Annotated in this window: 24 protein-coding genes and 1 riboswitch; of the genes, 15 read left to right on the top strand and 9 right to left on the bottom strand. The window is 56.9% G+C overall.

Annotated elements, in window-relative coordinates; translation table 11 throughout:
* Nucleotides 1–26: 26 nt before the first annotated feature.
* The 5 genes from pcaD to MWU60_RS13070 are packed head-to-tail and all read right to left on the bottom strand — an operon-like array spanning nt 27 to nt 4,467.
* Nucleotides 27–815 carry a 3-oxoadipate enol-lactonase gene (gene pcaD / locus MWU60_RS13090; RefSeq protein ID WP_247227818.1) on the bottom strand — a complete coding sequence of 263 codons (789 nt, stop codon included), beginning with the start codon at nt 813–815 and terminating at the stop codon, nt 27–29.
* Complete coding sequence (locus MWU60_RS13085) at nt 808–2,007, bottom strand: endonuclease/exonuclease/phosphatase family protein (protein ID WP_247227817.1); 1,200 nt, start codon at nt 2,005–2,007, stop codon at nt 808–810. Before MWU60_RS13085 ends, pcaD begins: the two co-directional genes overlap by 8 nt.
* The gene (locus MWU60_RS13080; protein ID WP_247227816.1) at nt 2,004–2,975 is read right to left on the bottom strand and encodes a threonine/serine dehydratase; all 972 of its coding nucleotides are present in this window, start codon (nt 2,973–2,975) and stop codon (nt 2,004–2,006) included. Before MWU60_RS13080 ends, MWU60_RS13085 begins: the two co-directional genes overlap by 4 nt.
* Entirely contained in the window at nt 2,972–3,790 is an 819-nt protein-coding gene (locus tag MWU60_RS13075) for an alpha/beta hydrolase (RefSeq protein WP_247227815.1), read from the bottom strand. The genes MWU60_RS13080 and MWU60_RS13075 overlap by 4 nt, the downstream gene beginning before the upstream one ends.
* Entirely contained in the window at nt 3,790–4,467 is a 678-nt protein-coding gene (locus tag MWU60_RS13070) for a haloacid dehalogenase type II (protein ID WP_247227814.1), read from the bottom strand. The genes MWU60_RS13075 and MWU60_RS13070 overlap by 1 nt, the downstream gene beginning before the upstream one ends.
* 132 nt (nt 4,468–4,599) lie before the next feature.
* Here MWU60_RS13070 and MWU60_RS13065 point away from each other — a divergent pair, with 132 nt between their 5' ends.
* Together MWU60_RS13065 and MWU60_RS13060 are read left to right on the top strand one after the other, a co-directional pair.
* Nucleotides 4,600–5,034, top strand: coding sequence for a peptidylprolyl isomerase (locus MWU60_RS13065; protein ID WP_247227813.1), 435 nt, complete (start codon nt 4,600–4,602; stop codon nt 5,032–5,034).
* A gap of 72 nt (nt 5,035–5,106) precedes the next feature.
* Nucleotides 5,107–5,748: a DUF1629 domain-containing protein gene (locus MWU60_RS13060; RefSeq protein ID WP_247227812.1), complete on the top strand. Its 642-nt coding sequence runs from the start codon at nt 5,107–5,109 to the stop codon at nt 5,746–5,748.
* A 62-nt stretch (nt 5,749–5,810) separates the two neighbouring features.
* On the opposite strand, the gene MWU60_RS13055 is transcribed toward MWU60_RS13060, so the two are convergent.
* The 3 genes from MWU60_RS13055 to fabA are packed head-to-tail and all read right to left on the bottom strand — an operon-like array spanning nt 5,811 to nt 8,392.
* Nucleotides 5,811–6,602, bottom strand: coding sequence for an enoyl-ACP reductase (locus MWU60_RS13055; RefSeq protein WP_247227811.1), 792 nt, complete (start codon nt 6,600–6,602; stop codon nt 5,811–5,813).
* Between the two features lie 4 nt (nt 6,603–6,606).
* Nucleotides 6,607–7,836 (bottom strand): beta-ketoacyl-ACP synthase I, encoded by a 1,230-nt coding sequence (fabB, locus tag MWU60_RS13050; RefSeq protein WP_247227810.1) that lies wholly within the window; start codon nt 7,834–7,836, stop codon nt 6,607–6,609.
* Nucleotides 7,837–7,882: 46 nt separating this feature from the next.
* Nucleotides 7,883–8,392 (bottom strand): bifunctional 3-hydroxydecanoyl-ACP dehydratase/trans-2-decenoyl-ACP isomerase, encoded by a 510-nt coding sequence (gene fabA, locus MWU60_RS13045; protein ID WP_008233519.1) that lies wholly within the window; start codon nt 8,390–8,392, stop codon nt 7,883–7,885.
* A 150-nt stretch (nt 8,393–8,542) separates the two neighbouring features.
* Here fabA and irr point away from each other — a divergent pair, with 150 nt between their 5' ends.
* Nucleotides 8,543–8,959, top strand: coding sequence for a Fur family transcriptional regulator Irr (gene irr, locus MWU60_RS13040; protein ID WP_247227809.1), 417 nt, complete (start codon nt 8,543–8,545; stop codon nt 8,957–8,959).
* A gap of 552 nt (nt 8,960–9,511) precedes the next feature.
* On the opposite strand, the gene MWU60_RS13035 is transcribed toward irr, so the two are convergent.
* Nucleotides 9,512–10,375 carry a hypothetical protein gene (locus MWU60_RS13035; protein WP_247227808.1) on the bottom strand — a complete coding sequence of 288 codons (864 nt, stop codon included), beginning with the start codon at nt 10,373–10,375 and terminating at the stop codon, nt 9,512–9,514.
* Between the two features lie 113 nt (nt 10,376–10,488).
* On the opposite strand from MWU60_RS13035, the gene miaB reads away from it, so the two are divergent.
* The 12 genes from miaB (at nt 10,489) to MWU60_RS12975 (ending at nt 22,814) form a co-directional block, all read left to right on the top strand.
* A complete protein-coding gene (miaB, locus tag MWU60_RS13030; protein ID WP_247227807.1) occupies nt 10,489–11,796 on the top strand; it encodes a tRNA (N6-isopentenyl adenosine(37)-C2)-methylthiotransferase MiaB in 1,308 nt (435 codons plus the stop codon).
* Between the two features lie 145 nt (nt 11,797–11,941).
* Nucleotides 11,942–12,955: a PhoH family protein gene (locus MWU60_RS13025; RefSeq protein ID WP_247227806.1), complete on the top strand. Its 1,014-nt coding sequence runs from the start codon at nt 11,942–11,944 to the stop codon at nt 12,953–12,955.
* Nucleotides 12,952–13,452 carry an rRNA maturation RNase YbeY gene (ybeY, locus tag MWU60_RS13020; protein ID WP_247227805.1) on the top strand — a complete coding sequence of 167 codons (501 nt, stop codon included), beginning with the start codon at nt 12,952–12,954 and terminating at the stop codon, nt 13,450–13,452. Before MWU60_RS13025 ends, ybeY begins: the two co-directional genes overlap by 4 nt.
* A gap of 21 nt (nt 13,453–13,473) precedes the next feature.
* Nucleotides 13,474–14,361, top strand: coding sequence for a transporter associated domain-containing protein (locus MWU60_RS13015; protein WP_247227804.1), 888 nt, complete (start codon nt 13,474–13,476; stop codon nt 14,359–14,361).
* Nucleotides 14,354–15,853 (top strand): apolipoprotein N-acyltransferase, encoded by a 1,500-nt coding sequence (gene lnt / locus MWU60_RS13010; RefSeq protein WP_247227803.1) that lies wholly within the window; start codon nt 14,354–14,356, stop codon nt 15,851–15,853. The genes MWU60_RS13015 and lnt overlap by 8 nt, the downstream gene beginning before the upstream one ends.
* A 33-nt stretch (nt 15,854–15,886) precedes the next feature.
* Nucleotides 15,887–15,934: riboswitch (SAM-SAH riboswitch) on the top strand.
* 7 nt (nt 15,935–15,941) lie between these two features.
* Entirely contained in the window at nt 15,942–17,123 is a 1,182-nt protein-coding gene (metK, locus tag MWU60_RS13005; RefSeq protein WP_247227802.1) for a methionine adenosyltransferase, read from the top strand.
* A gap of 108 nt (nt 17,124–17,231) precedes the next feature.
* Nucleotides 17,232–17,945, top strand: coding sequence for a tRNA (guanosine(46)-N7)-methyltransferase TrmB (gene trmB / locus MWU60_RS13000; protein WP_247227801.1), 714 nt, complete (start codon nt 17,232–17,234; stop codon nt 17,943–17,945).
* 106 nt (nt 17,946–18,051) lie between these two features.
* Nucleotides 18,052–19,404, top strand: coding sequence for a 3-phosphoshikimate 1-carboxyvinyltransferase (gene aroA, locus MWU60_RS12995; RefSeq protein WP_247227800.1), 1,353 nt, complete (start codon nt 18,052–18,054; stop codon nt 19,402–19,404).
* Entirely contained in the window at nt 19,401–20,009 is a 609-nt protein-coding gene (gene cmk, locus MWU60_RS12990; protein WP_247227799.1) for a (d)CMP kinase, read from the top strand. The genes aroA and cmk overlap by 4 nt, the downstream gene beginning before the upstream one ends.
* Nucleotides 20,010–20,089: 80 nt before the next feature.
* Complete coding sequence (locus MWU60_RS12985; RefSeq protein WP_247227798.1) at nt 20,090–20,608, top strand: hypothetical protein; 519 nt, start codon at nt 20,090–20,092, stop codon at nt 20,606–20,608.
* A gap of 158 nt (nt 20,609–20,766) precedes the next feature.
* Nucleotides 20,767–22,074 carry a LysM peptidoglycan-binding domain-containing protein gene (locus MWU60_RS12980; RefSeq protein WP_247227797.1) on the top strand — a complete coding sequence of 436 codons (1,308 nt, stop codon included), beginning with the start codon at nt 20,767–20,769 and terminating at the stop codon, nt 22,072–22,074.
* 113 nt (nt 22,075–22,187) lie between these two features.
* A complete protein-coding gene (locus MWU60_RS12975) occupies nt 22,188–22,814 on the top strand; it encodes a chloramphenicol acetyltransferase (RefSeq protein ID WP_247227796.1) in 627 nt (208 codons plus the stop codon).
* Nucleotides 22,815–22,904 lie beyond the last annotated feature (90 nt).

The following is a 22,904-nucleotide window of genomic DNA, read 5'->3' as shown; positions in this document are numbered from 1 at the left end:
TTTGCAAGCGCCGAGTGAAATGCGCGTCAGAGATGGCCGGTATTCCGCAGAAATGCTGTAAGATGTGCGGCGTAGGCCTCGGGCTGCTCGACACAAGGTAAATGCCCAGCACGCTGCATCAGCGCAAACTGTGATCCGGGGATCAGATCAGCTGTCTCGCGCACCAGATCGGGTGGGGTCGATCCATCCTCTGATCCGGCGATCCCCAGTGTTGGGATGCGCAGCCCGCTTGTGGGCGTATAAAAGTCCGTGCCTGCGATGGCTGCGCAGACGCCTGTGTAGCCGACCGGATCGACGGCTTCAATCATCGTTTTCCAAGGGGCCAATTCGGGACTGTTGTAAAAATCACGGCCAAACCAGCGTTTCATAATCTCGTCAGATGCGGCGGCCATGCCGCGCTGGCGGATCATGGCGATGCGGTCCTGCCAGAATGTGGGGTTCCCGATTTTGGCGGCAGTACATGACAAGACCAGTGCACGGACAATATCCGGGCGTTTCACTGCCAAGCCTTGGCCAATCATGCCCCCGACCGACAGGCCAACAAACATTACCTCACGCACGCCACAGCTATCGCAAACCGCTTCGGCGTCGCTGATCAACTGGCCCATCGTGTAGGGGGCAGGTGGCACATCAGATTTTCCATGTCCGCGCATATCATAGCAAATGATCCGCAAATCACCTGGCAGGTAGGGCAGGATCGGGTCCCACAAATGAAGGGAGGTGCCGAGCGAGTTGGAAAAGACCACGACTGGACCATCCTCCGGTCCTTGCGTCTCATAGTGTATCCGCACACCGTCGCGCACCACCTCAGGCATCGGGATCGCCCAGCACCATATGCGCCATGATCTGCCCGTGGTCAGAGGCGAGTTTGTTGTAAGGCGCCTCCGGGTGTGATCCGTCGGTCAGGTGGTCGTTGAGGACGCTGAAATACTCCATCTCGCCGATCTTGCCTGCGAATTCCGGCAGGAAATGCCGCGACATCAGGATTTGGTCGATGCTTTCGAAGACGCCACCAAAGGCCGATGTATAGACCATGTCACGCAGGGATTTCTTTACGAACAGCTTTTCCGCAGAGTAGAGACGCACTTTGCTGATCTTTTCCTGAATAATCTCGTTTTCCTCGTCTGAGTATCGGTCCCGGCGCGTCTGCGCGTCGTGCCGCCGCATCCATGCGTAGTTCTTGAAGGGGGCCTCGCCGCTGATGATCTCGGATGACACGGCATGTTCGCTATCGTTGAAATCACCAAGGACCATCACGGGATTGCCGGCTTCCAGTTCTTGCAACACAGCCGAACGCAGCACCCATGCCTCAGCCATGCGCCGCAGCGCAGAGCGCAGCGATCCCATTGCACGTGTGGCCGGGTCATAGTTCACCAAATCGGCAGCAGGCGGGAACAGGGCACCTTTGGGCCTTGGAAGTTCCCCCAGCTTCGACTTCAGGTGGCAGTTGAAAACGGTGATAACCTGATCACCCACTGGAATGCGCGCCTTCAAAATCGGGCGGCTAAGCCTTTTGATTTGGTATGATCCGCCGTCGCTACCATCAAGATCACTGAACGGCACAGTAAGCGGCTCTGGCAAATCTTGAATGACCTCAGGCAGTCCTTCAAACCCATAGCGCGACAAGATCGCGACACCGGGTCGGCGTTGGCCGGGGCCGCCGTCAAAGCTGTTGGGCGCAAAGGCCAGTCCGGATTCTGTATAGGGTTCATAGGCCAGTTTGCGGAAAATCGCCTTGCGCGCATAGCGTTTGGATCGGTCGGGGATTACGGCATCATTCGCGGCCTGTCCCAGTTCGTCGGTTTCGATGACCACGTCGCGCAGGGCATCTTCGGCAAAGATTTCCTGAAAGCAGACCACATCCGCGTTCATGGTCAGCAGCTGATCTGCCAGCCATGCCCGTTTCCATGCATATTCTTCGGGCGTGTATTCTTCAAAGCGGTAGTATTCCTGTTCTGCCTCGATCAGGTTTTTGACATTGAAGCTGGCGATCGTGAAGCGGGTCATTTGAGGGTCTCCAAGGCTTTGGCGAACACGTCCGGGTCGACATTGCCTCCGGTGGCGACGGCGACCACGGCATCGCCAGTGAATTCATCCGGGTGGAACAGAGCGGAAGCAAGCGCCGCGGCCCCACCCGGTTCGACCACGATACGCAGCCTGTCAAAGGCGAGGGCGACGGCGCGCAGGCATTCCTCTTCGCTGACCACGACACCCGGTCCGCAGTGTTCTTGCATGATGGGAAAGGTCAGGTTGCCCGGTTGTCTGGTGACGATTGCATCGCAAAGCGATCCCCCAAGCCGGGCGTTGCTTTCAATCTTGCCGCTTTTCAACGACCGCGTCACATCATCAAACTCTTCCGGTTCTGCCGGACGAACACGTAACCCCGGCGCATCGGCGGCAAGCGCTAGGGCAATGCCAGAGGTCAGCCCGCCACCGCCGCAACAGACCATGACGTCCGCATCGGTCACACCGATGGCGTTCATGTCCTCGGCAATTTCAAGCCCGGTTGTGCCTTGCCCGGCGATGACCTGTGGGTCGTCGAAAGGCTTAATCAGAACCAAACCGCGTTCTTGCGAAATACGTGCGCCGATCTCATCCCGGTCTTCTGTTTCGCGATCATAAAGCACGACCTCCGCGCCTAAAGCGCGCGTATTCTCAATCTTAATCGTTGGTGCATCATTGGGCATGATAATGACCGCAGGTGCGCCAAACTCACGTGCGGCAAGGGCCACACCCTGCGCGTGGTTGCCACTGGAAAAGGCGATCACACCGGTTTTGAGCGCGTTGTCACCAAGAGCGGACACCGCCGACCGCCCACCGCGAAACTTGAACGATCCTGTGTGCTGCAAGCACTCGGCTTTCACGAAAACACGGCGGCCTGCGATGTCATCAAGGAAAGGCGAGGTCAGGATCGGCGTGCGCCGTGCGTGACCTTTGATGCGCTCTGCGGCGGCGCGGATCATGTCGATGTTCATTGCAGTTTCTCCAGCCAGAGGTGCAGTGCATTGACTGCGTCTGGTTCATCAAGGAAGGGGACGTGCCCGCGTCCGGGGATATCGGCGCGGATCATGTCTGGGCGGCGGCGGGACATTTCGTCCGCCGTCTCTCGGGTTAGCAAATCCGAATTTGCACCTTTGATCAGCGCCAAGGGTAGGTCGGAAAGGGCATCAAACAAAGGCCAGAGGTCCGGGGCAGGTTGCGCGCCGGCCGCAAGAACAGCATCACGCAGTTTAGGGTCATAGCGGATGATCAGCCCATCATCGGTTTGCCGGTAATGCGCCTTTACCTCGGCCATCCAGCGGTCCATCGGCACGCCTTTGAAGTGGGTCCACAGCTTGGCCCGCGCCTCAGCCGCTTCGGCGTAGGTTTTCTGCGCTGGGTTGCGTCCGATATAGTCTTTGATGACGTCCAGACCTTTGTCGGCAATCACCGGACCGATGTCGTTCAGCGCAACGCCCATCAGCCGGTCTTTGGCTGTCGCTGCGAGCACCATCGCGATCAGGCCGCCGCGGGATGTGCCAAGGATCGCAGCTTTCTCAAGGCTCAGATGATCCATCAAGGACAGCACGTCGGCGGCCTCTTGCGGGATCGTATAGGTCGCCGGATCGGCCCAATCGGATTGGCCGCGTCCGCGATAGTCCAGCCGGATCAACCGGACTGGCAAGTGCGGGGCGACATGATCGAAGTCAGCGCCATTACGGGTTAGCCCCGCGAGCGCGATGACAGGGATGCCGCCGCCTTCGTCGGTGTAATGTAGGTTCAGCCCGTCGCGCGATTGGAAACTGGGCATCAGGCAAGCTCCGGTATGGTGGTCAGGTCCGATAGAACGTGGTGCGGTTTGGCATAGAGCCTGTCCATCGGCTCGCCTGCGCGGTTCACCCAAGCGGTTTGGAAGCCGTAGCCAGCAGCACCAGCAGCGTCCCAGCCGTTTGAAGATACGAAAAGGACTTCGTCCTTCGCGGATCCGAAGTGCTGCCCCACAAGATCATAAACGCGATCATGGGGTTTGAAGACACCGACGTCTTCGACGCTCAGAACCGCATCCAGAACGTCGCTGATCTTTGCAGATGTCACGGCGGCGCCCAACATATCGGGGGACCCGTTTGACAGGATCGCGGTTGCTTTGCCTTGCGCTTTCAATGCCTTTAACATCGCGGGAACCTCTGCGTAGGCCGCAAGCTCCCAATAAAGCTCTAACAGGCGTGTGCGTGTTGCGGCGTTGGTCAGCCCTTGCGCCTCCATCGCCCAGTCCAGCCCGTCTTGGGTCACTTGCCAGAAATCGCAATGCTGCCCAGCCACAGCGCGCAGCCATGTATATTGCAACTGCTTGAGCCGCCAATCGCGCGCAAGTGCGGGCCAAACCGCTGCCAGGTCGGCATGTGCGGGGTCCTTCGCGGCTTGCATCGCGGCGGCGTTCACATCGAACAAGGTGCCATAGGCGTCAAACACAACTGTTGTGATAGGCATCTTGGTCTCCGTTGTTTCGCTGCATCGTGTCATGGCCGCCCGTCCGCGAAAAGGGGCAATGCGTTTGCAATGCCGTGCCCCAGCGCATAGCGTACCTGCGATTAATTCTTCTTACAGGAAAGCAGCAGACCCATGAGCCAAGTCAAAGCAGGTGATACCGTCCGAATGACATATGTCGGCACTCTCGATAGTGGCGAAATGTTTGATAGTTCCGAAGGCCGCGAACCACTTGAATTTGTCGTAGGTTCTGGTCAGGTCATCAAGGGCCTGGATGCCGCCATTCCTGGCATGGCCGTCGGTGACAAAAAGGACGTGAACGTGCCGTGTGCGCAGGCCTATGGCGACGTGAACCCAGATGCCCGCCAAGCGGTGCCACGCGACCAAATCCCTGCGGAGATCCCGTGCGAGGTAGGCACGCAACTGCAAATGCAAACCCCACAAGGGCAGGTGGTGCCTGTGACGGTGGCTGAGGTGACAGAGACCGAGGTGACGCTGGATGCGAACCATCCGCTGGCTGGGCAAGACCTGAACTTCGCGATTGAGATTGTGGGCATTGATGCAGCTTGACGTTCTGAGGGGTGTTTCAACGATATCTCTGAAACAGACTTACGTTTTAAGGTCCAAGATGAGACGAACACTTTGATCGCTGATCCAACCCGCACCGCAGAAAGCAATGTCAAAATCTGGCGATCCAGAATCATGTCGGAGCAAGACGCATGGACACCCCTTGGCTATCATATCAGCAAAGAGGCTCAGCCGCTCTTCCAGCGCGGCCGTGACCTATGCGAGCCCATTTCTGAAGAGCATGCACCCGAGTACCTCTACTTCGAGTATAAAGACCTATCTACGCACGAAAAGAACAACCTAAAGGACATTTTCTGGATATACGGCGGTGTTATTATCGTTTCGCAAAAGTTCAAGGCGGTGCTTGATGACTTCGATTTGGGCCGAACTCAACTGATCCCGGTACCGATCTTCGACTATGACCAGACCACACAGCTGGATCACAAATGCTACATCTTTCACATCGCTGAGCGGAAGAAGGGCTTCATCCCGGAATTATCGGAGGGTGTCAAACCGCTCAAAGGTGGTGTGATTTGGTCGCCACGGCGTGATGTCCTTGCTGTCGATGCCGCATGTGCGGAAGGAGTTGATCTTTGGCGTGATCCATTAATTGGTCGACGCATCTTTATGTCCGACAGACTGGTGAAGGCACTCAAGAAGGCGAAGCTGAAGATACCGAACATTGGCCTTGCTGAATGTCGGGTGGTGAAAAGGTAGTGACCTTTTGCTCTGAACCAAAACGCATCGTGAGGTGCGACAGCCGCTGCGTTGCGCGCCCTCTACCCGATATTGTCAATCTGCGGCATGCCCAGCACATGATAGCCGCCATCAACGTGGATGATTTCACCGGTCGTGCAGGCACCCGCGTCAGAGGCAAGATAAACCGCAGTGCCGCCCACGGCCTCTAGCGTGGCATTACCACCCAACGGCGCATTCTGGTCGGCATGTTTGTAGGTCTTGCGCGCCCCGCCAATGGCGGCACCTGCGAGGGTTTTCATGGGGCCGGGGCTGATCGCGTTCACGCGGATGCCTTGTGGCCCCAGATCATTGGCCAGATAACGCGTTGCTGATTCCAGTGCCGCCTTGGCCACGCCCATGACGTTGTAGAATGGCACAACCTGATTGGACCCCTGAAAGGTGATCGTCAGCAATGTGCCCCCGTCCGGCATCAGCTCAGCCGCGCGGCGACCCACGTCGATGAACGAATAGCATGAGATCGCCAGCGAGTTCTTGAAGTTGTCGCGGCTGGTGTTGATGAAGCGCCCGGTCAGTTCGGCCTTGTCGGAAAAGGCAATCGCATGCACCACAAAATCAAGCTTGCCCCACTTGTCTTTTAACGTGGTAAAGGCGGCATCCATGCTGGCGTCATCGTTCACATCCACATCGACCATGATGTCTGATCCAACAGACTGTGCCAGCGGTTCAAGACGTTTCCCAAAGGCCTCGCCCTGATAGCTGAAGGCCAGCTCTGCACCGGCCTTGGACATGGCTTTTGCAATGCCCCAAGCAATAGAGCGTTCGTTTGCGACGCCCATGATAAGCCCGCGTTTGCCCTGCATCGAAATGGTCATAGGATTACCCTTTGAATTTGGAAAGAAGCATCGACCCGTTGGTGCCGCCAAACCCGAAGGAGTTGGTCATCACGGTATCAAGCCCCGCATTTTCAACAAGTGTCGTTGCAATTTCAGCGGGGTCGAGTGCCGGATCGAGTGTCTCGACGTTGATCGACGGCGCGATGAAATCGTTTTCCAGCATGAGCAGGCAATAGACAGCCTCTTGCGCGCCGGTGGCCCCTTGGCTGTGGCCTGTCATCGACTTGGTCGAACTGATCGGCGGTGTGCTGCCTTGGCCAAAGACCCGGCGCACGGCCTCAACTTCGCCCACATCCCCCACCGGGGTCGATGTGCCGTGCGCGTTGATGTAGCTGACCTTACGATCATCGGGCAGTGTTTTCAGCGCTCCGCGCATCGCACGTTCGCCGCCTTCACCGGATGGTGCCACCATATCGGCGCCATCGGATGTGGCAGAAAAGCCGGTCACTTCTGCGTATATTTTCGCGCCTCGCGCTTGCGCACTCTCAAGGCTTTCCAACACGACCATCGCACCGCCACCTGCGATGACGAAACCATCTCGGTCTGCATCAAAAGCCCGGCTCGCGCGTTCGGGTGTGTCGTTGTATTTGGACGACATCGCCCCCATCGCGTCAAAGAGGCACGACAGCGTCCAGTCGAGTTCTTCACCGCCACCGGCAAACATGATGTCCTGATTCCCAAGGGCGACCTGCTGTGCCGCCATCCCGATGCAATGCAGCGAGGTGGAACATGCAGAGGTAATCGAGAAGTTCATGCCTTTAATCTGATAGGCCGTCGCGAGGTTCGCGCTGACGGTGGAAGACATTGCTTTTGGCACCGCAAACGGGCCGATCCGCTTTGTCGCACCTGTCGTTTTTACGACCTCATGGGCGGCCAAAATCGCAGAGGTGGACGGCCCGCCGGACCCCGCAATCAGGCCGGTCATTGGGTTCACGACCTGATCTTCGCCAAGCCCTGCATCTGCAATCGCCTGACCCATCGCGATGTGCGCGTAGGCTGCACCGGGGCCCATGAAACGCAAGGTGCGCTTATCAACATGTTCCTTGATGTCGATCTTGAGCGTACCGGCGATCTGGCTGCGAAAGCCGTGCTCGGCCATCTCAGGCGATGCTTCAATACCCGACTTGCCCGCTTTCAGCGCAGCAAGCACTTCTTCGGCATTGTTGCCGATGGGTGATACGATCCCGAGACCTGTGACAACGACACGGCGCATGGGCACCTCTCCTTCTTCGATGGGTTTGAGGGCTTGGCTCTCAGATTTAGCTTTCAGACAGGGCGACTTTCATGTCGGTGACTTGATAAATGACCTCGCCATCGGCTTCAACGATGCCGTTGGCGACACCCATGGTCAGGCGGCGGGTTTGGATGGCTTTGGTGAAATCAACCTTATAGGTCAGCATTTTACGGTCCGGGCGGACCATACCGGTCAGCTTTACTTCGCCCACACCCAGCGCATAGCCGCGACCCTGCCAGCCGCGCCAGCCAAGGTTGAAGCCAGTTAGTTGCCACAAACCATCAAGGCCAAGGCAACCCGGCATAATGGGGTTGTTCGGAAAATGGCAATCAAAGAACCAAAGGTCCGGCGTGATATCAAACTCAGCCACCACATGGCCTTTGCCATGTTCGCCCGCGTCACCCGAGATGTCCGTGATACGGTCCATCATCAGCATCGGCGGGGCAGGAAGCTGGGCATTGCCTTCGCCAAACAGTTCGCCACGCGAACATTTCAGCAGGTCGTCTTTGTCGAAAGATGTGGGATAATCGGCCATATCACTGGTCTCATTCTTCTTAACTGCGTCTGCAGACCTCTAGCACCCACTGGTTTATAAGAGCAAGTCTGCCGATTTTCTGACTGTTTTCATTTGATCCGGAGCATATTCTTCCCATATAGATGAGAATAGTTGTCAAAAAGAGCGATCATGTCAGACATAGCATCACAGCGCAGCGCCGATTGGCTGGCCGGAGCAGGGCTTCGTCCAACGCGTCAGCGTATGACCTTGGCGTCCTTGTTGGTTGGCGATGGTCAGGACCGACATGTGACAGCTGAGAGCCTTTTTGATGCGGCATCAAATGCCGATGAAAAGGTATCGCTGGCAACTGTATACAATACGTTGCGCGCGTTTTGTGACGCCGGGTTGATGCGCGAGATTACAGTTGATGGGTCAAAAAGCTATTTTGACACCAACATGACAGATCACCCACATTTCTATTGGGAAGATACCGCTAAGCTAACGGATGCACCGGCCGAGCAGTTGGAAATCAGGCATTTGCCCGACGCGCCCGAGGGCGCAGAGATTGCATCTGTGGATGTGGTTATCAGGTTGCGGCGGACCTGAAGCGTAAGGTGGATCATGATCCACCTTACTTTTTCGCGCAGTTTTACACATAATTAACTTCGTTCCGCGACGCTGTCGGGATGTCCGATTACCGTCGCCTTAGCGTGCCAGGTGGCACGTATTTTTTCACCGTCCGTTTGCAGGATCAGCGATCTGATGTTCTGGTCTCGCATATTGACCTGTTGCGGGATGCAACACGGCTTTGTCTGAAACGCTGGCCATTCGCGATTGATGCAGCGGTGATCTTGCCGAACAAACTGCATATGATTTGGACTTTGCCCGACGGGGACGCCGATTTTTCCAAACGCTGGCGTATGATTAAATCAAGCTTTTCGCGCCACGCACCCGCACCGCTACATATCCCTGAAAGTCACCGCAAACGCGGCGAAAAGGGGATCTGGCAACGCCGGTTTTGGGAACATCTGATCAGGGACGATCAGGATTTGGCGCTGCATATGCATTTGATCCGATCTGCGCCAATTCAGGAGGGTTTTGTCAAAAAGCCCAGCGATTGGCCTTATTGTTCGCTGCACCGTCAAAAAACACGCCCGACTAGAACCATTGCCCCGGTTCCATCAGCCCCAAGTCCAAGAGTTGCTGCGATTGCCAGCTAAACGGCTCAGACTGTGGCCAATGAAATGTGTCAATCACCGCCCGGCTGCCCGGATTACGCCGCAGCGCCTTGGCGGTGCGAAACGAACAGATCGCCGCAGACAGGTTGTTGTGCCAAGGGCAGGAATAGGTGTTGTATTCTGCCATGTTGAATGACCGGTCCGGCAGCATCTGCAGCCCCGGTTGCGTGCGAAAAAATGCAACACGGTCGGTGCGTTGGCGTGATTTCGGGATGTGTTCCTCAAACCGCCAGCGCAGCCCGCCAAAAATGTTGACCTGCCGTTCCAGCGCGGCGCCCTCTGCATCCTCGCGAGCAAGAGCGTAATACCCTGACTTATCAAAATGCGCACTGGCGTGATCAACTGCGTTGGGGTGGGCGTTCAGGTCCTTTGCATAAAGATCAACCATAGAAGCCATGACGGTGTGACGCCGTTCCTCTTGCATGAAGCCCAGCATTTCGCCCACGCTGCGGTATTCGCAGAACGGAAAGAACAGGTATTCGGTGTTGTAGCAGTAGTAAAACCACTGGTCCGGCAGGGCCTTGATCAGGGTATTTGCGATGACTTGCAGCGCGTCCTCCGCGCTGACGTCGAAATCCACCCGGTGCAGGTTCTCGGGCAAATCAGCGGGCAGCGGATGCGTTGCTGCGCAAAACACGATGAGATGCGCAAACCCGGCGTTTACATGATGGGTGATCGTGCTTGCGACCTCTGTCTCATCTTCAATCAAGATCAGCGCAATTGGTCCCTTGGACAAGGATCGCTTGGTCTCATTTATCAGTGCGGACAGGGATGGGTAATGCATGTAGGCTCACATTGCTGAACAACCTGCGCAAAATCGGTGATATCAGGCCGCATTGCAAGCGTTCCGCCAAGTCGCTAGAAGGCGCAAGTTATCCCAACACATGAGTCCGCCCGATGTCCGCGCCAAAGAAGCTTTATATCAAGACTTATGGCTGTCAGATGAACGTCTATGACAGTGAACGCATGGCCGAGGCGCTGGGCGGCAATGGCTATGTCGAAACGCAGACGCCGGATGACGCGGATATGATTCTGCTCAACACCTGCCATATCCGTGAGAAAGCCGCTGAGAAGGTCTATTCTGAACTGGGTCGGTTCAAAGGTCTCAAGGCTGAAAACCCCAATTTGAAAATTGGTGTGGCGGGATGTGTGGCGCAGGCTGAAGGCGAAGAGATCATCAAACGTCAGCCGATGGTGGATTTGGTCGTCGGCCCGCAGAGTTATCACCGTCTGCCCGCGATGGACGATGCAATCCAGTCGGGGGCCAAGGCGCTCGACACGGATTTTCCAGATGATGACAAGTTTGAGACGCTGAAGAAACGCGCAAAGATCAAGCGCGGTCCGACGGCGTTTTTGACTGTGCAGGAAGGCTGCGACAAGTTTTGCGCCTTCTGCGTGGTGCCTTACACCCGTGGTGCAGAGGTATCCCGCCCCGCCGACCGCATCATTCGTGAGGCGCGCGAATTGGTCGAAAGCGGTGTGAAAGAAATCACACTGCTGGGTCAGAATGTGAACGCCTATCATGGGCACGAAGGTGGATTGGCTGGCTTAATCTGGGCCTTGGACAAAGTGGATGGATTGGAGCGTATTCGGTTTACGACCTCTCATCCCAATGACATGGATGATGCACTGATTGAGGCGCATGGGACTTGTGACAAGCTGATGCCTTATCTGCATTTGCCTGTGCAGTCGGGCTCTGATCGCATTCTGAAGGCGATGAACCGCAAGCATACCAGCGAAAGCTATATCCGCCTGATCGCGCGAATTCGCGAAGCGCGCCCGGATTTGCTGTTGTCGGGTGATTTTATCGTTGGTTTCCCCGGTGAGACCGATCAGGACTTTGAAGATACCATGCAGCTGGTGCGCGACGTACACTACGGGCAGGCCTATTCCTTCAAATATTCCACCCGCCCCGGCACGCCGGCGGCGGAAAAGCCGCAGCTTCCAGAGGATGTGATGAACGACCGTTTGCAGCGCTTGCAAGCCCTTTTGCGTGAGCAGCAGCAGGCAACCCAAGCGGCAATGGTCGGGCGCGAAGTAAAGGTGCTGTTCGAAAAGGCAGGCCGCGAGGCGGGCCAGATGATCGGTAAGTCCGAGTACCTTCATGCGGTTTATGCCGATGCGCCTTCGGATATCATCGGGCAGGTGCGCCGGGTGAAAGTGCTGCAGGACAGTCCAAATTCGCTCAAGGGTGAGTTAACGTAAGGTGGATCATGATCCACCTTACCCAACCGATCATGTAGCGCTTTCAAAAAATCCAGTATCAAATCTGTGACAATTGTCCCAGACACCTTGCACCTTGCGTTTTGACGCGCCACCATAGTTATACATACATGAAAAGGAGAGCTGATTGGCCACCGGTGCCCTGACCCCACCCGCTGACATGACCCCAGAAACCCTGTTAGAATTCCCTGACAACTTTTTGCTGATCGACCTTTGCGGCGAATATGACCGCAACCTGACCACCATCGAAGACAAACTTGGCGTGCAAATTCTGCGTCGTGGCAACCAATTGGCTGTCATTGGCGAAGATGATGTGCGCTTGGAGGCTACCCAAGTCTTGGGTGCGCTGTACAGTCGGCTAGAGGCTGGGCGGACGCTGGAACCCGGTGATCTGGACCGCGAACTGCGCATGGGTGCCGCGCCGATGTTTGATCCCGCGCGCGATGGCGACCAGATTGAGCTTTTCAAAGGCGAAACCGAGCGGGTCGAGATCAAGACCCGCAAGAAGCTGATCGAGCCGCGCACCGATGCGCAGAAGGCTTATGTTAAGTCGCTCTTTGCGAACGAACTTGCTTTCGGCATTGGCCCCGCAGGTACGGGCAAGACCTATCTGGCTGTCGCCGTTGGCGTGAACATGCTGATTTCCGGTCATGTCGATAAGATCATCCTGTCGCGACCTGCTGTCGAAGCGGGCGAAAAACTGGGTTATTTGCCCGGTGACATGAAGGACAAGGTCGATCCTTATATGCAGCCGCTTTATGACGCGCTGAACGATTTTCTGCCAGGCAAGCAATCGGCCAAAATGATTGAGGAAAAGGTGATTGAAATCGCGCCTTTGGCCTTTATGCGCGGCCGAACCCTGTCCAACGCCTTTGTTGTACTGGATGAGGCGCAGAACGCGACCACGATGCAGATGAAGATGTTCCTGACCCGTCTGGGCGAAGGCAGCCGCATGGTCATCACGGGTGACCGCACCCAGATTGATCTGCCACGTGGTGTGAATTCGGGGCTTTGGGACGCAGAGCGGTTGCTCAAGAACATTCCAAAGATCAGCTTTAATTATTTCACCTCCAAGGACGTCGTCCGTCATCCGCTGGTGGCTGCAATTATTGAGGCATATGAGGCGGATGATCCCAAGTGAGCGTTGACTGCTTGGTCGAGGACAAGCGTTGGGGCGATATCGACGCCCTTGCGCAAGTCGCGATTGATACTGCGTTTGAAAGGCTAGGGATCGAACCCTCGGCATTCGAAGTCAGCGTGCTGGCTTGCAATGACGCGCGTATCGCGGTGCTGAATGAAGATTTTCGCGGAAAGCCGCAGCCGACGAATGTGCTCAGTTGGCCGTCGCAGGAACGCGCTGCCGCAATGGATGGCGAAATGCCGCTGCCGCCGCAACCCGGCGCTGATACAGAGCTTGGCGATATCGCGATTGCATACGATACCTGCGCCCGCGAGGCAGAAGCAGCAGGCAAAACCATGCGCGATCACACCATTCATTTACTGGTTCATGGCACACTTCATCTGTTGGGTTTCGATCATGAACGTGACCGCGACGCCACCCTTATGGAAGGGTTAGAGACAGAGATACTTGGCAAACTGGGTCTTGCTGACCCATATAGGGAAGAACCGGGGCAGTAAGCCCCCATAGGTAAGGATAAAATGGGCGACACTGGCGACGTACCGTCTAGCGCTGCGCAAAGCGCGCAGCCGGATCAAATGACCACTTCACCGGGGCTCATGACCCGTCTACGCAATGCGTTTCGCCCTACCACGGTGCAGCCTGCGCATGATGATGTACCCGCCGAGGTGACCAAGGCGGCAGGCTCTGTTCTGGGGATGCTGAACCTGCGCCGGATGCGGGTGGAAGACGTTGCTGTTCCCAAGCCCGATATTGTGGCTGTGCCGCTGACGATCACCAAAGACGAATTGGTCACTGTCTTTCGGGACAGCGGAAAGACCCGTGTCCCGGTTTACGATGGCACGCTTGATACGCCGATTGGCACAGCGAACCTGAAGGACTTTGCGCTTCTGCATGGTTTCAATGGCAAAAGCCCCTCGATGGACCTGCGCGAGATGGTGCGCCCGTTGATCTATGTGCCGCCGTCGATGCCGCTGGGCGTCTTGCTGCAAAAGATGCAGGCTGAGCGCATCCATATGGCTTTGGTCATTGATGAATACGGCGGCACTGATGGGCTGGTGACGATTGAGGATGTCATTGAACAGGTGGTCGGCGAGATTGAGGATGAGCATGACATCGAAGAGGCCAAAAGCTGGGTCATGGAAAAACCGGGGTGCTATCTGGCGCAGGCCCGCACCGATCTGGATGACTTTGAGGCCGAGATCGGGATGACCCTTACCAACCCCGACCAGATCGACGAAGAAGAGATTGATACATTGGGCGGTTTGGTCACCATGTTGGCCGGGCATTTACCTGCACGCGGCGAAGTGATCGTGCATCCCGATGGTCCCGAGTTTGAGGTCGTTGACGCCGATCCACGCCGTGTCCAACGGTTGCGTGTGCGTCTGTCTGCCGCCCGCAATGGCTGACATTTTGGCGCAATTCGCCGCCCGTCCGACGTGGCTTCGGTTCATTGCTTTGGGGTTTCTGGGTGTCATCGCCGGATTGGGCCAAGCTCCGTTTGATCTTTGGCCTGCGACCGTATTGGCGCTGGGCGCGTTCTTTGTGATCTATCCGGTGAGTGCGATGCCGCGTCAGGCGGCCTTTCATGCGTGGGCATTCGGCTTTGGCTACTTTGCCTTCAGCCTGCGCTGGATTGTTGAGCCGTTTTTGGTGGATATCGCGCGCCACGGCTGGATGGCCCCCTTTGCGCTATTCCTGATGGGGGCGGGTGGGGCGCTTTTCTGGGGGCTGGCTGGCTGGTTTGCAGCGCGATTGGCCCCACGGAGCGTTATTTTCTTTGGCCTCTTGCTGGTCGGGGCCGAGGTGCTGCGGTCTTTGATCCTTACTGGTTTTCCTTGGGCTTTGTTAGGGCACATTTGGGTATCCACCGGCCTTGCGCAGGCAGCGGCTTTTGGGGGGCCGCACCTGCTGACACTGATAACCGTTCTATCCGGCTGGGCGATTGCATGGCTGGTCAGACGCGACCAGATCATCGGGTTGGTCACTCTTGGCTTGTTGGTGGCACTTGCTTTTGTATTGCGCCCCGGACCCCCGTTAGATCCGCGTGCTGATCTGCCTGTCGTACGCTTGGTCCAGCCCAACGCGCCGCAGCACCAAAAATGGGATCCTGCGTATCGTGATGTGTTCCTGAACCGGCTCTTGCAATTATCTGGCGAAGGAGACGTGCCCGACCTTGTGGTCTGGCCTGAAACCGCAATTGCCTATCTGCTCAACCATATTGATGATGATCTCAGCTTGCTTGCCGGGGCGGCCCGCGGTGCGCCTTTGGTGTTTGGTATTCAAAGGCGGGACGCCGAGGCGCGCGCCTATAACAGCCTTGTGGTGATGGGGCCGGACGGGATGGCGCAAAGCATCTATGACAAACGCCATCTTGTACCCTTTGGTGAATACATGCCCGGGGCGCGATTATTGGGGCAAGTCGGCGCGACAGGGCTGGCGCGCAATCTTGGCATTGGGTTCACACCGGGCACCACTCCCGGCCCGATTGATTTGCCTGGTATTGGTGCGGCCGTGCCATTGATCTGTTACGAAGGCATTTTTGCTGAAGAAATCACCTATGGTGGGGACCGCCCCCGGCTGCTGCTTTTGATCACGAATGACGCGTGGTTCGGCAAGGCGGCAGGGCCGCATCAACATTTGGCCCAAGCACGGCTGCGCGCGATTGAACATGGTCTTCCGATGGTCCGTGTTGCGAACACCGGGATCAGTGCGATGATTGATGCAAAGGGTCGGATCACGGCATCGCTGCCTTTGGGTCGGGATGGCGCGATTGACGTGCCTTTACCACCGGTGGGGGCGGCCACGTTCTACAGCCGTTGGGGTGATGCCCCGCTGATTGTGTCCCTTCTTTTGTTAACCTTTGGGCGATATCTGCTGACGCGACGCGATAGCGATTGACCTTCCCTCAGGCACCCCCTATGCGGGAGCGCAACGCTGTCACAACGGCTTCCTGACGTGACAGTAAATTTCACTGGAGCACATCCCCATGGCACGCCAAAACTACATTTTTACTTCGGAATCCGTTTCTGAGGGTCACCCCGATAAGGTCTGTGATCGGATTTCAGATTCGATTCTCGATGCATTCTTGACCGAAGAACCAGAAGCGCGGGTGGCGTGCGAAACCTTCGCGACGACCAATCGCGTGGTGATCGGCGGCGAGGTGGGTCTGTCGGACCAGTCCAAGTTGAAAGACTACATGGGCCGCGTTGAGGATATCGCACGCGCTTGCATCAAAGACATCGGCTATGAGCAGGACGAGTTTCACCACGCCACATGTGAGATCACGAACCTGCTGCATCAGCAGTCGGCGCATATCGCCCAAGGTGTTGATGCAGCGAAGGACAAGGACGAAGGTGCCGGCGACCAAGGGATCATGTTTGGCTATGCCACGACCGAGACCGAGGAATTGATGCCCGCCCCGATCCAATACGCCCACGCGATTTTGCGGCGCTTGGCCGAAGTGCGTAAATCAGGTGAAGAACCCACTTTGCGCCCTGACGCCAAAAGCCAGGTGTCGCTGCGGTATGAAAACGGCAAACCGGTTGAGGTAACCTCAATCGTGCTGTCCACCCAGCACAGCGAAGAAAGCCAGACCAGTGCTGACATTCGAGCGATTGTTGAGCCCTATATTCTTGAAGTCCTGCCAGATGGCCTGATCACACCGCAAACGGAGTGGTGGGTGAACCCGACGGGCACCTTTGTGATTGGTGGCCCTGATGGTGATGCAGGTCTGACAGGGCGCAAGATTATCGTAGATACTTATGGCGGGGCAGCCCCGCATGGCGGCGGCGCTTTCTCAGGTAAGGATCCGACCAAAGTAGACCGTTCTGCCGCTTATGTGGCGCGTTACTTGGCCAAAAATGTTGTGGCTGCGGGTATGGCGGAGCGGTGCACGATCCAACTGAGTTATGCGATCGGCGTCGCCAAGCCATTGTCGATCTACGCTGATACACATGGTACGGGCGAGGTCGAGCCTGTCGCCATTGAGCGTGCCATTGCCAAAGTCATGGACCTGACCCCACGCGGTATTCGTCAGCACCTTGAGTTGAATAAGCCGATTTACGAACGTACGGCAGCCTATGGTCACTTCGGTCGTGCGCCCGATGCCGATGGCGGGTTCAGCTGGGAACGGACTGATCTGGTTGAGGCGCTCAAGCGCGCTGTTTGATCAGGTGGGTGGGTCAAGACCCACCTTACGCTTGGTGGTGCATGGGTAAGGTGGATCACGATCCACCCGCCGATTGCGCTGGCGCGCGGCACTTGCTAAAGCGCGCTCATGAGCAAGACCAAACATCCTTCCGGTGCGCCGTGGCGCAATTTCTACGGCCGTTTTCGAGGCAAGACGATCCGTGCGTCGCAGCATGACTATCTTGAAAATGATCTGGCGCCATTGTCACCCGGTCCGATTGGTTGGGACGAAAATCCGGATCGCACACCGCTTGATCTGACGCCCGTTTTCGGCGCAAAGGACATCTGGCTTGAAATCGGTTTTGGCGGCGGTGAGCATCTGGTGCATATGGCCGAGAGCTATCCTGACGTGGGTTTGATTGGCTGCGAGCCTTTTATCAACGGCGTGGCGATGCTCTTGGGGAAAATCCGCAAGGCTGAGGTCGACAATCTGCGTGTGCATCCCGGTGATGTGCGCGATCTGTTCGATGTACTGCCGGATGCAACGCTGTCGAAGGTGTTCTTGAATTATCCTGACCCTTGGCCCAAGAAACGCCATCACCGCAGGCGGTTTGTCACGCCAGAGCATCTGGCCCCGCTGCACCGGGTGATGAAACCGGGGGCGGAACTGCGCGTGGCGACGGATATCAAGGATTATGTGCGTCAGACCCTGGAGCAGGTGCCTGCACATGGGTTTGAGTGGGTGGCCGAAGGTCCTGCCGATTGGCGCAACCCGTGGGTTGATTGGCTCTCAACCCGCTATGAGCAAAAGGCGCTGCGCGAAGGCCGCACGCCTCATTATCTGACCTTCCGTCGGGTGTGAGGGCAGGATCCTCCGGGCAGAGTTTTTCGGGCAAGATGATAATGCGGGCAATGGACCCTGCCTTTGCCCTGCGCTATCAACCGCGCGAAGTAAGAAGGAATTCCTCATGTCCGGTCACGGCACCCCGATCCCGATGACATCCCGCCCTTGCGGCCCTTTGACGGGTGAGGCCAATGTGCCTGGCGACAAATCGATTTCGCATCGCTCGCTGATCCTTGGTGCGATGTGTGTGGGTGAAACGCATATTGCCGGGCTGCTTGAAGGTGAGGACGTGCTGGACACGGCCAAGGCGATGCAGGCTTTTGGCGCGAAAGTGACCAATCACGGCGGTGGTGAATGGACTGTTTCCGGTGTGGGTGTCGGTGGCTTTGCTGAGCCGGAACAGGTTATTGATTGCGGCAACTCGGGCACCGGCGTGCGTTTGATCATGGGTGCGATGGCGACATCGCCGATTACCGTGACGTTTACTGGTGATGCCTCGCTCAACAGCCGTCCAATGGGGCGGGTCACTGATCCACTCGCCTTGTTTGGCACGCAGACCGTTGGGCGCGCCGGTGGGCGGTTGCCGATGACCTTGGTGGGGGCCACTGATCCCGTGCCAGTACGCTATGTGGTGCCTGTGCCGTCTGCGCAGGTGAAGTCTGCGGTGCTTTTGGCGGGCCTTAACGCACCCGGTCAGACTGTTGTGATCGAGAAGGAAGCGACCCGCGATCATACGGAGCGGATGTTGCAAGGGTTCGGCGCAACCCTAACCGTTGAAGACACCGACGAGGGCCGGGTGATCACGCTGGATGGTCAGCCTGAACTGACCCCACAGACGATTGTAGTGCCCCGCGATCCGTCTTCGGCAGCGTTTCCGGTCTGTGCTGCGATCATTACGCCGAGGTCTGATGTTCTGGTGCCCAACATTGGCCTGAACCCGACCCGTGCCGGTTTGTTCACCACCTTGCAGGAAATGGGTGCTGATCTGACCTATGAGAACATGCGCGAGGAAGGCGGCGAGCCGGTTGCCGATCTGCGCGCGAAGTTTTCGCCTGATCTGAAAGGCATCGCCGTTCCACCCGCGCGTGCGGCGAGCATGATTGATGAATATCCGGTTTTGTCTGTCGTGGCCTCTTTTGCGCATGGCGTGACCGATATGCAGGGTGTCAAAGAACTGCGGGTCAAGGAAAGCGACCGCATTGATGCAATGGCCAAGGGGCTGCGTGCAGCGGGTGTCATCGTTGATGAGGGGCCTGATTGGTGCAAAGTCACGGGGCTTGGGCATGGGAATGTGCCGGGCGGTGCGACGGTTGCCAGCCAATTGGATCACCGCATCGCAATGGCCTTTATGGTGATGGGCATGGCAACACAGAAACCCATGAGCATTGATGATGGCAGCCCAATCGCAACCTCTTTCCCGATTTTCGAAGACCTGATGGGTGGTCTGGGCGCCCAATTGGTGCGGACCAACGGATGAGTTTCACCGTTGCGATTGATGGCCCTGCTGCGGCTGGCAAGGGTACAATTTCCAAGGCAGTCGCGGCGCATTTTGGCTTTGCGCATCTCGATACGGGGCTGCTGTACAGGGCCGTTGGGGCGAAGGTTATTTCAGGTGCCGATCCGATTGCGGCGGCACAGGCACTGGACCCGGTCGATCTGGAAGACGACAGCTTGCGTACACCCCAAGTGGCTCAAGCTGCAAGCGAGGTTGCTGTGATCCCGCAGGTGCGCGAGGCGCTGGTCGCCTTTCAGCGCAGTTTTGCCCGGCGTGACGGTGGCGCGGTATTGGACGGGCGCGATATCGGGACAGTGATTTGCCCGGATGCGGACGTGAAGCTGTTTGTAACGGCAAGCCCCGATTGCCGTGCAGAACGCCGGTTTCAGGAACTGTCGGCCAAGTGCATGGACATCACACTGGAAACTGTTCTGGCCGATGTCAAAGAGCGGGATGCGCGCGATCGCAACCGGGCTGCTGCACCGCTGGTTCCGGCGCAGGATGCTGTGTTGGTTGATACGTCTGACTTGAGCATTGACGAGGCGATTGCGCAGGCCGTCGCCATTGTGGCCGACGCGCGCAGGTAACGGTTGTTGCAGACATTCACCAAAGCTTGCTTTGGTGTCTTGGAGGTCGCGCTTTAGGGTTAAGGCAAAGGAGTTTGCTCATGATCCGCATTATCGCCCTTGTCGCATTTTTGTTCCCCGTCTCTGTTCATGCCCAAGAGGCAGAACCGCATATGACGCTGAGCCGGATGGCCGAGATTGTTCTGGCTCTTGATCCCGAGGCGGGCGTGACCGGATCAGGTTTTTCCTTTGTGATTGACGATATTCCGGTCCTGATCGTCACCGACGTTGCTGCTAACCGAATGCGGGCGATGGTGCCGATCCGTTCGGCCGAGACGATGACCGCCGAGGAAATGCAGCGCGTAATGCAGGCCAATTTTGATAGTGCGCTGGATGCACGCTATGCCGTGGCGCAAGGGCGGCTATGGGGTGTTTTTATTCACCCGTTCAAAGAGTTGGAGCGGGATCAGTTTATCTCTGGCGTGGCGCAAACCGTCAACATCGCGACCACTTATGGCACGCTTTACAGTGGCGGGGCAGCGCAGTTCGGGGCTGGCGACAGTGCTGATTTGCAACGTCAGCTGATCGAAGACCTGCTAGAGCGCGGGCAGGATATCTAGGGTTGCGCTCTTAGGTGTTGTTTCGGCTCGCGCATCTGCGCCGAGGCCATACTTTAGCTAATATCAATCCTTACCTACCATCCTTGTGAACAAGTTTGCGTGAATAACTGGCTGGGATTTTCAGCGTTCTCGCGCGGTAATGGTTTGGAGAAGAATTGATGACTAAGACATTTGTCAGCGGCACAATTGCCGCTGTTTTTATTGGTGCCTTGCCCGGTGCACTGCTGGCCCAGAACAAAACGCCGATCACTTGCGGTCAGACTTATACAGTAGCCAGTGGCGACTCGCTCAGTGCGATCAGCAAGCGCGCTTATGGCAGCACGATCTTTGACGATCTGTATAACGCCAACCGCGATGTGGTGGGTTCAAACCCGAACCTTATCTTTGTGGGTCAGGTCCTGCAGGTGCCGTGCGCAGCCGGCGAAACCGCGATTGTCGCTGTGGCAGAGCCTGTCGCGGAACCAGCGCCGGAAGTTGAGGTTGCGTCTGCCCAGTCCGGGCCATTGGTGTTTACCTTCAACAAGACGTCCGCACCAAAGTTCATCATGAACAGCGGGATTATTGATATCTATCTTGCCGAAATCACCGAAGTGACCGACGGGCGCGTTCAGTTCATTGACCCGCCCGTGATGAACCGCGATCCAGTGGTACAGCTGGATCTTGTCACAACAGGCCAGGTTGATGGCGCTTACATCTTTAACGGATACCTTGCAGACAGCCATCCGCTACTTCAATTGCCCATGATCCCTCTGATGGGTGGCTCGGCAGAGCAGACAGCAGTATCGCTTTGGAACCTGCACGAGAACCACCTGTCCAAGACCGACTATTTTGATGAGGCCAAATTGCTGGGTTTTGTGGCAGCACCAACCGCACATATCTGGCGGTTGAGTAACGAACCTGTTGTCGTAGGTCAGGGCATCGCGGATATGAACAACTATGCGGTGCCATACTTTGTTGGTCTTGATACGCGTGGCCCGGCGGCCGTGCGCGAAGAAACTGAAATGCAGCTGATGGCACAGAACGAAGCGGAAAATGGAACGCTGACGTTCTTTATGGCGCATGGCGCGGCCCGTGCCGTTGGGGTCTGGAAAGAAGACCGGACCGTAACCGAGGTTGATAATGGCCTCTATACCCCAACGTTTTCGATCGTGTTGTCTGATGAAGCATGGGGTCAAATCTCACCCATGGATCAACAGGCGATTGCCGCTGTCTCGGGTGAGTTTCTGGCGCATCGCTCTGCATCCTGGGACGCCTTCGACAACGGCCACCGATCGCATATGCTGACCACTGGATTGAACACCGTCAAGGCGAGTGATGCATTGCTGGCCGAGCTGTCACAGGTATCTGACACGCGCGTTGATAACTGGATCGCGCTGGCAGACACGCTTGGCATTCCGGGCGATCAGGCTGTTGCCGAGTACAAGGCCAATCTCGCGGCTCTTCAGGACACATTGCTGTTCCGCTGATTGCTGCGACAACCTGAAAATGATGCGGTGCCGCAGCTTTGGCTGACGGCACCGTTTGCATTTCATGCCAAACAGCGCTGGCACACCTTCGGAAAATCTGACACCACTTGGACATGTCCTATCACATCGTTGATCTTGAAAGCTGGCCACGTGCCGCGCAGTTTCGCTTTTTCCGCAGCTATCAGCAGCCGCACTACGCCACGACCACGCGGTTGGATGTAACCCACCTGATGCGGCGCAAGGCCGACGGTGTCGCGCCTTATCGCGCCTGCCTTTATGCCATCGGTGCTGGGCTGCACGCCGTGCCCGAACTATGCATGCGGTTTCGCGATGACCTGGTGGTTGCGCATGACATGGTGACATTGTCGATGACAGTTCCGACCGAAGCGGGCAGCTTTGGTTATGCTTATGTCCCGTACTTGGCCAATTTTGTGCACTTCGATACGCAGGCCAAGGCACTGATTGATGAGGTCGCCAAGGGCGGTGCGCTGCAAGCGAATAGCGGCGAGCGTGATGATTTGGCCTACCTGTCTTGCATGCCGTGGTTGGACTATACGTCGATCAACAATGCTTTGCCTGGCCCTGACGACTGCATCCCGCGCATAACATGGGGCAAATTCGTGGAACGTGATGGATACTGGGACATGGCCATGACGCTAGAGGTCCATCACGCATTGGTTGATGGCGCACAGGTCGGGGCCTACTTTGCCGCCGTTCAGAAGGCTATAGACCAAGTTTAGCGGGACTTTGCGCCGAGCGGAGTTCTGGTGTTTGGATGCTCTGATTATGAGGCAGTCTGCCTCTATTTGGGATTTACATGCGCAAATCCA

It is taken from the genome of Yoonia sp. F2084L (assembly GCF_023015625.1).
GTDB lineage: Bacteria > Pseudomonadota > Alphaproteobacteria > Rhodobacterales > Rhodobacteraceae > Yoonia.
Note: the sequence above shows the minus strand (reverse complement) of the source record. Positions and strands in the feature narration are given on the sequence as shown.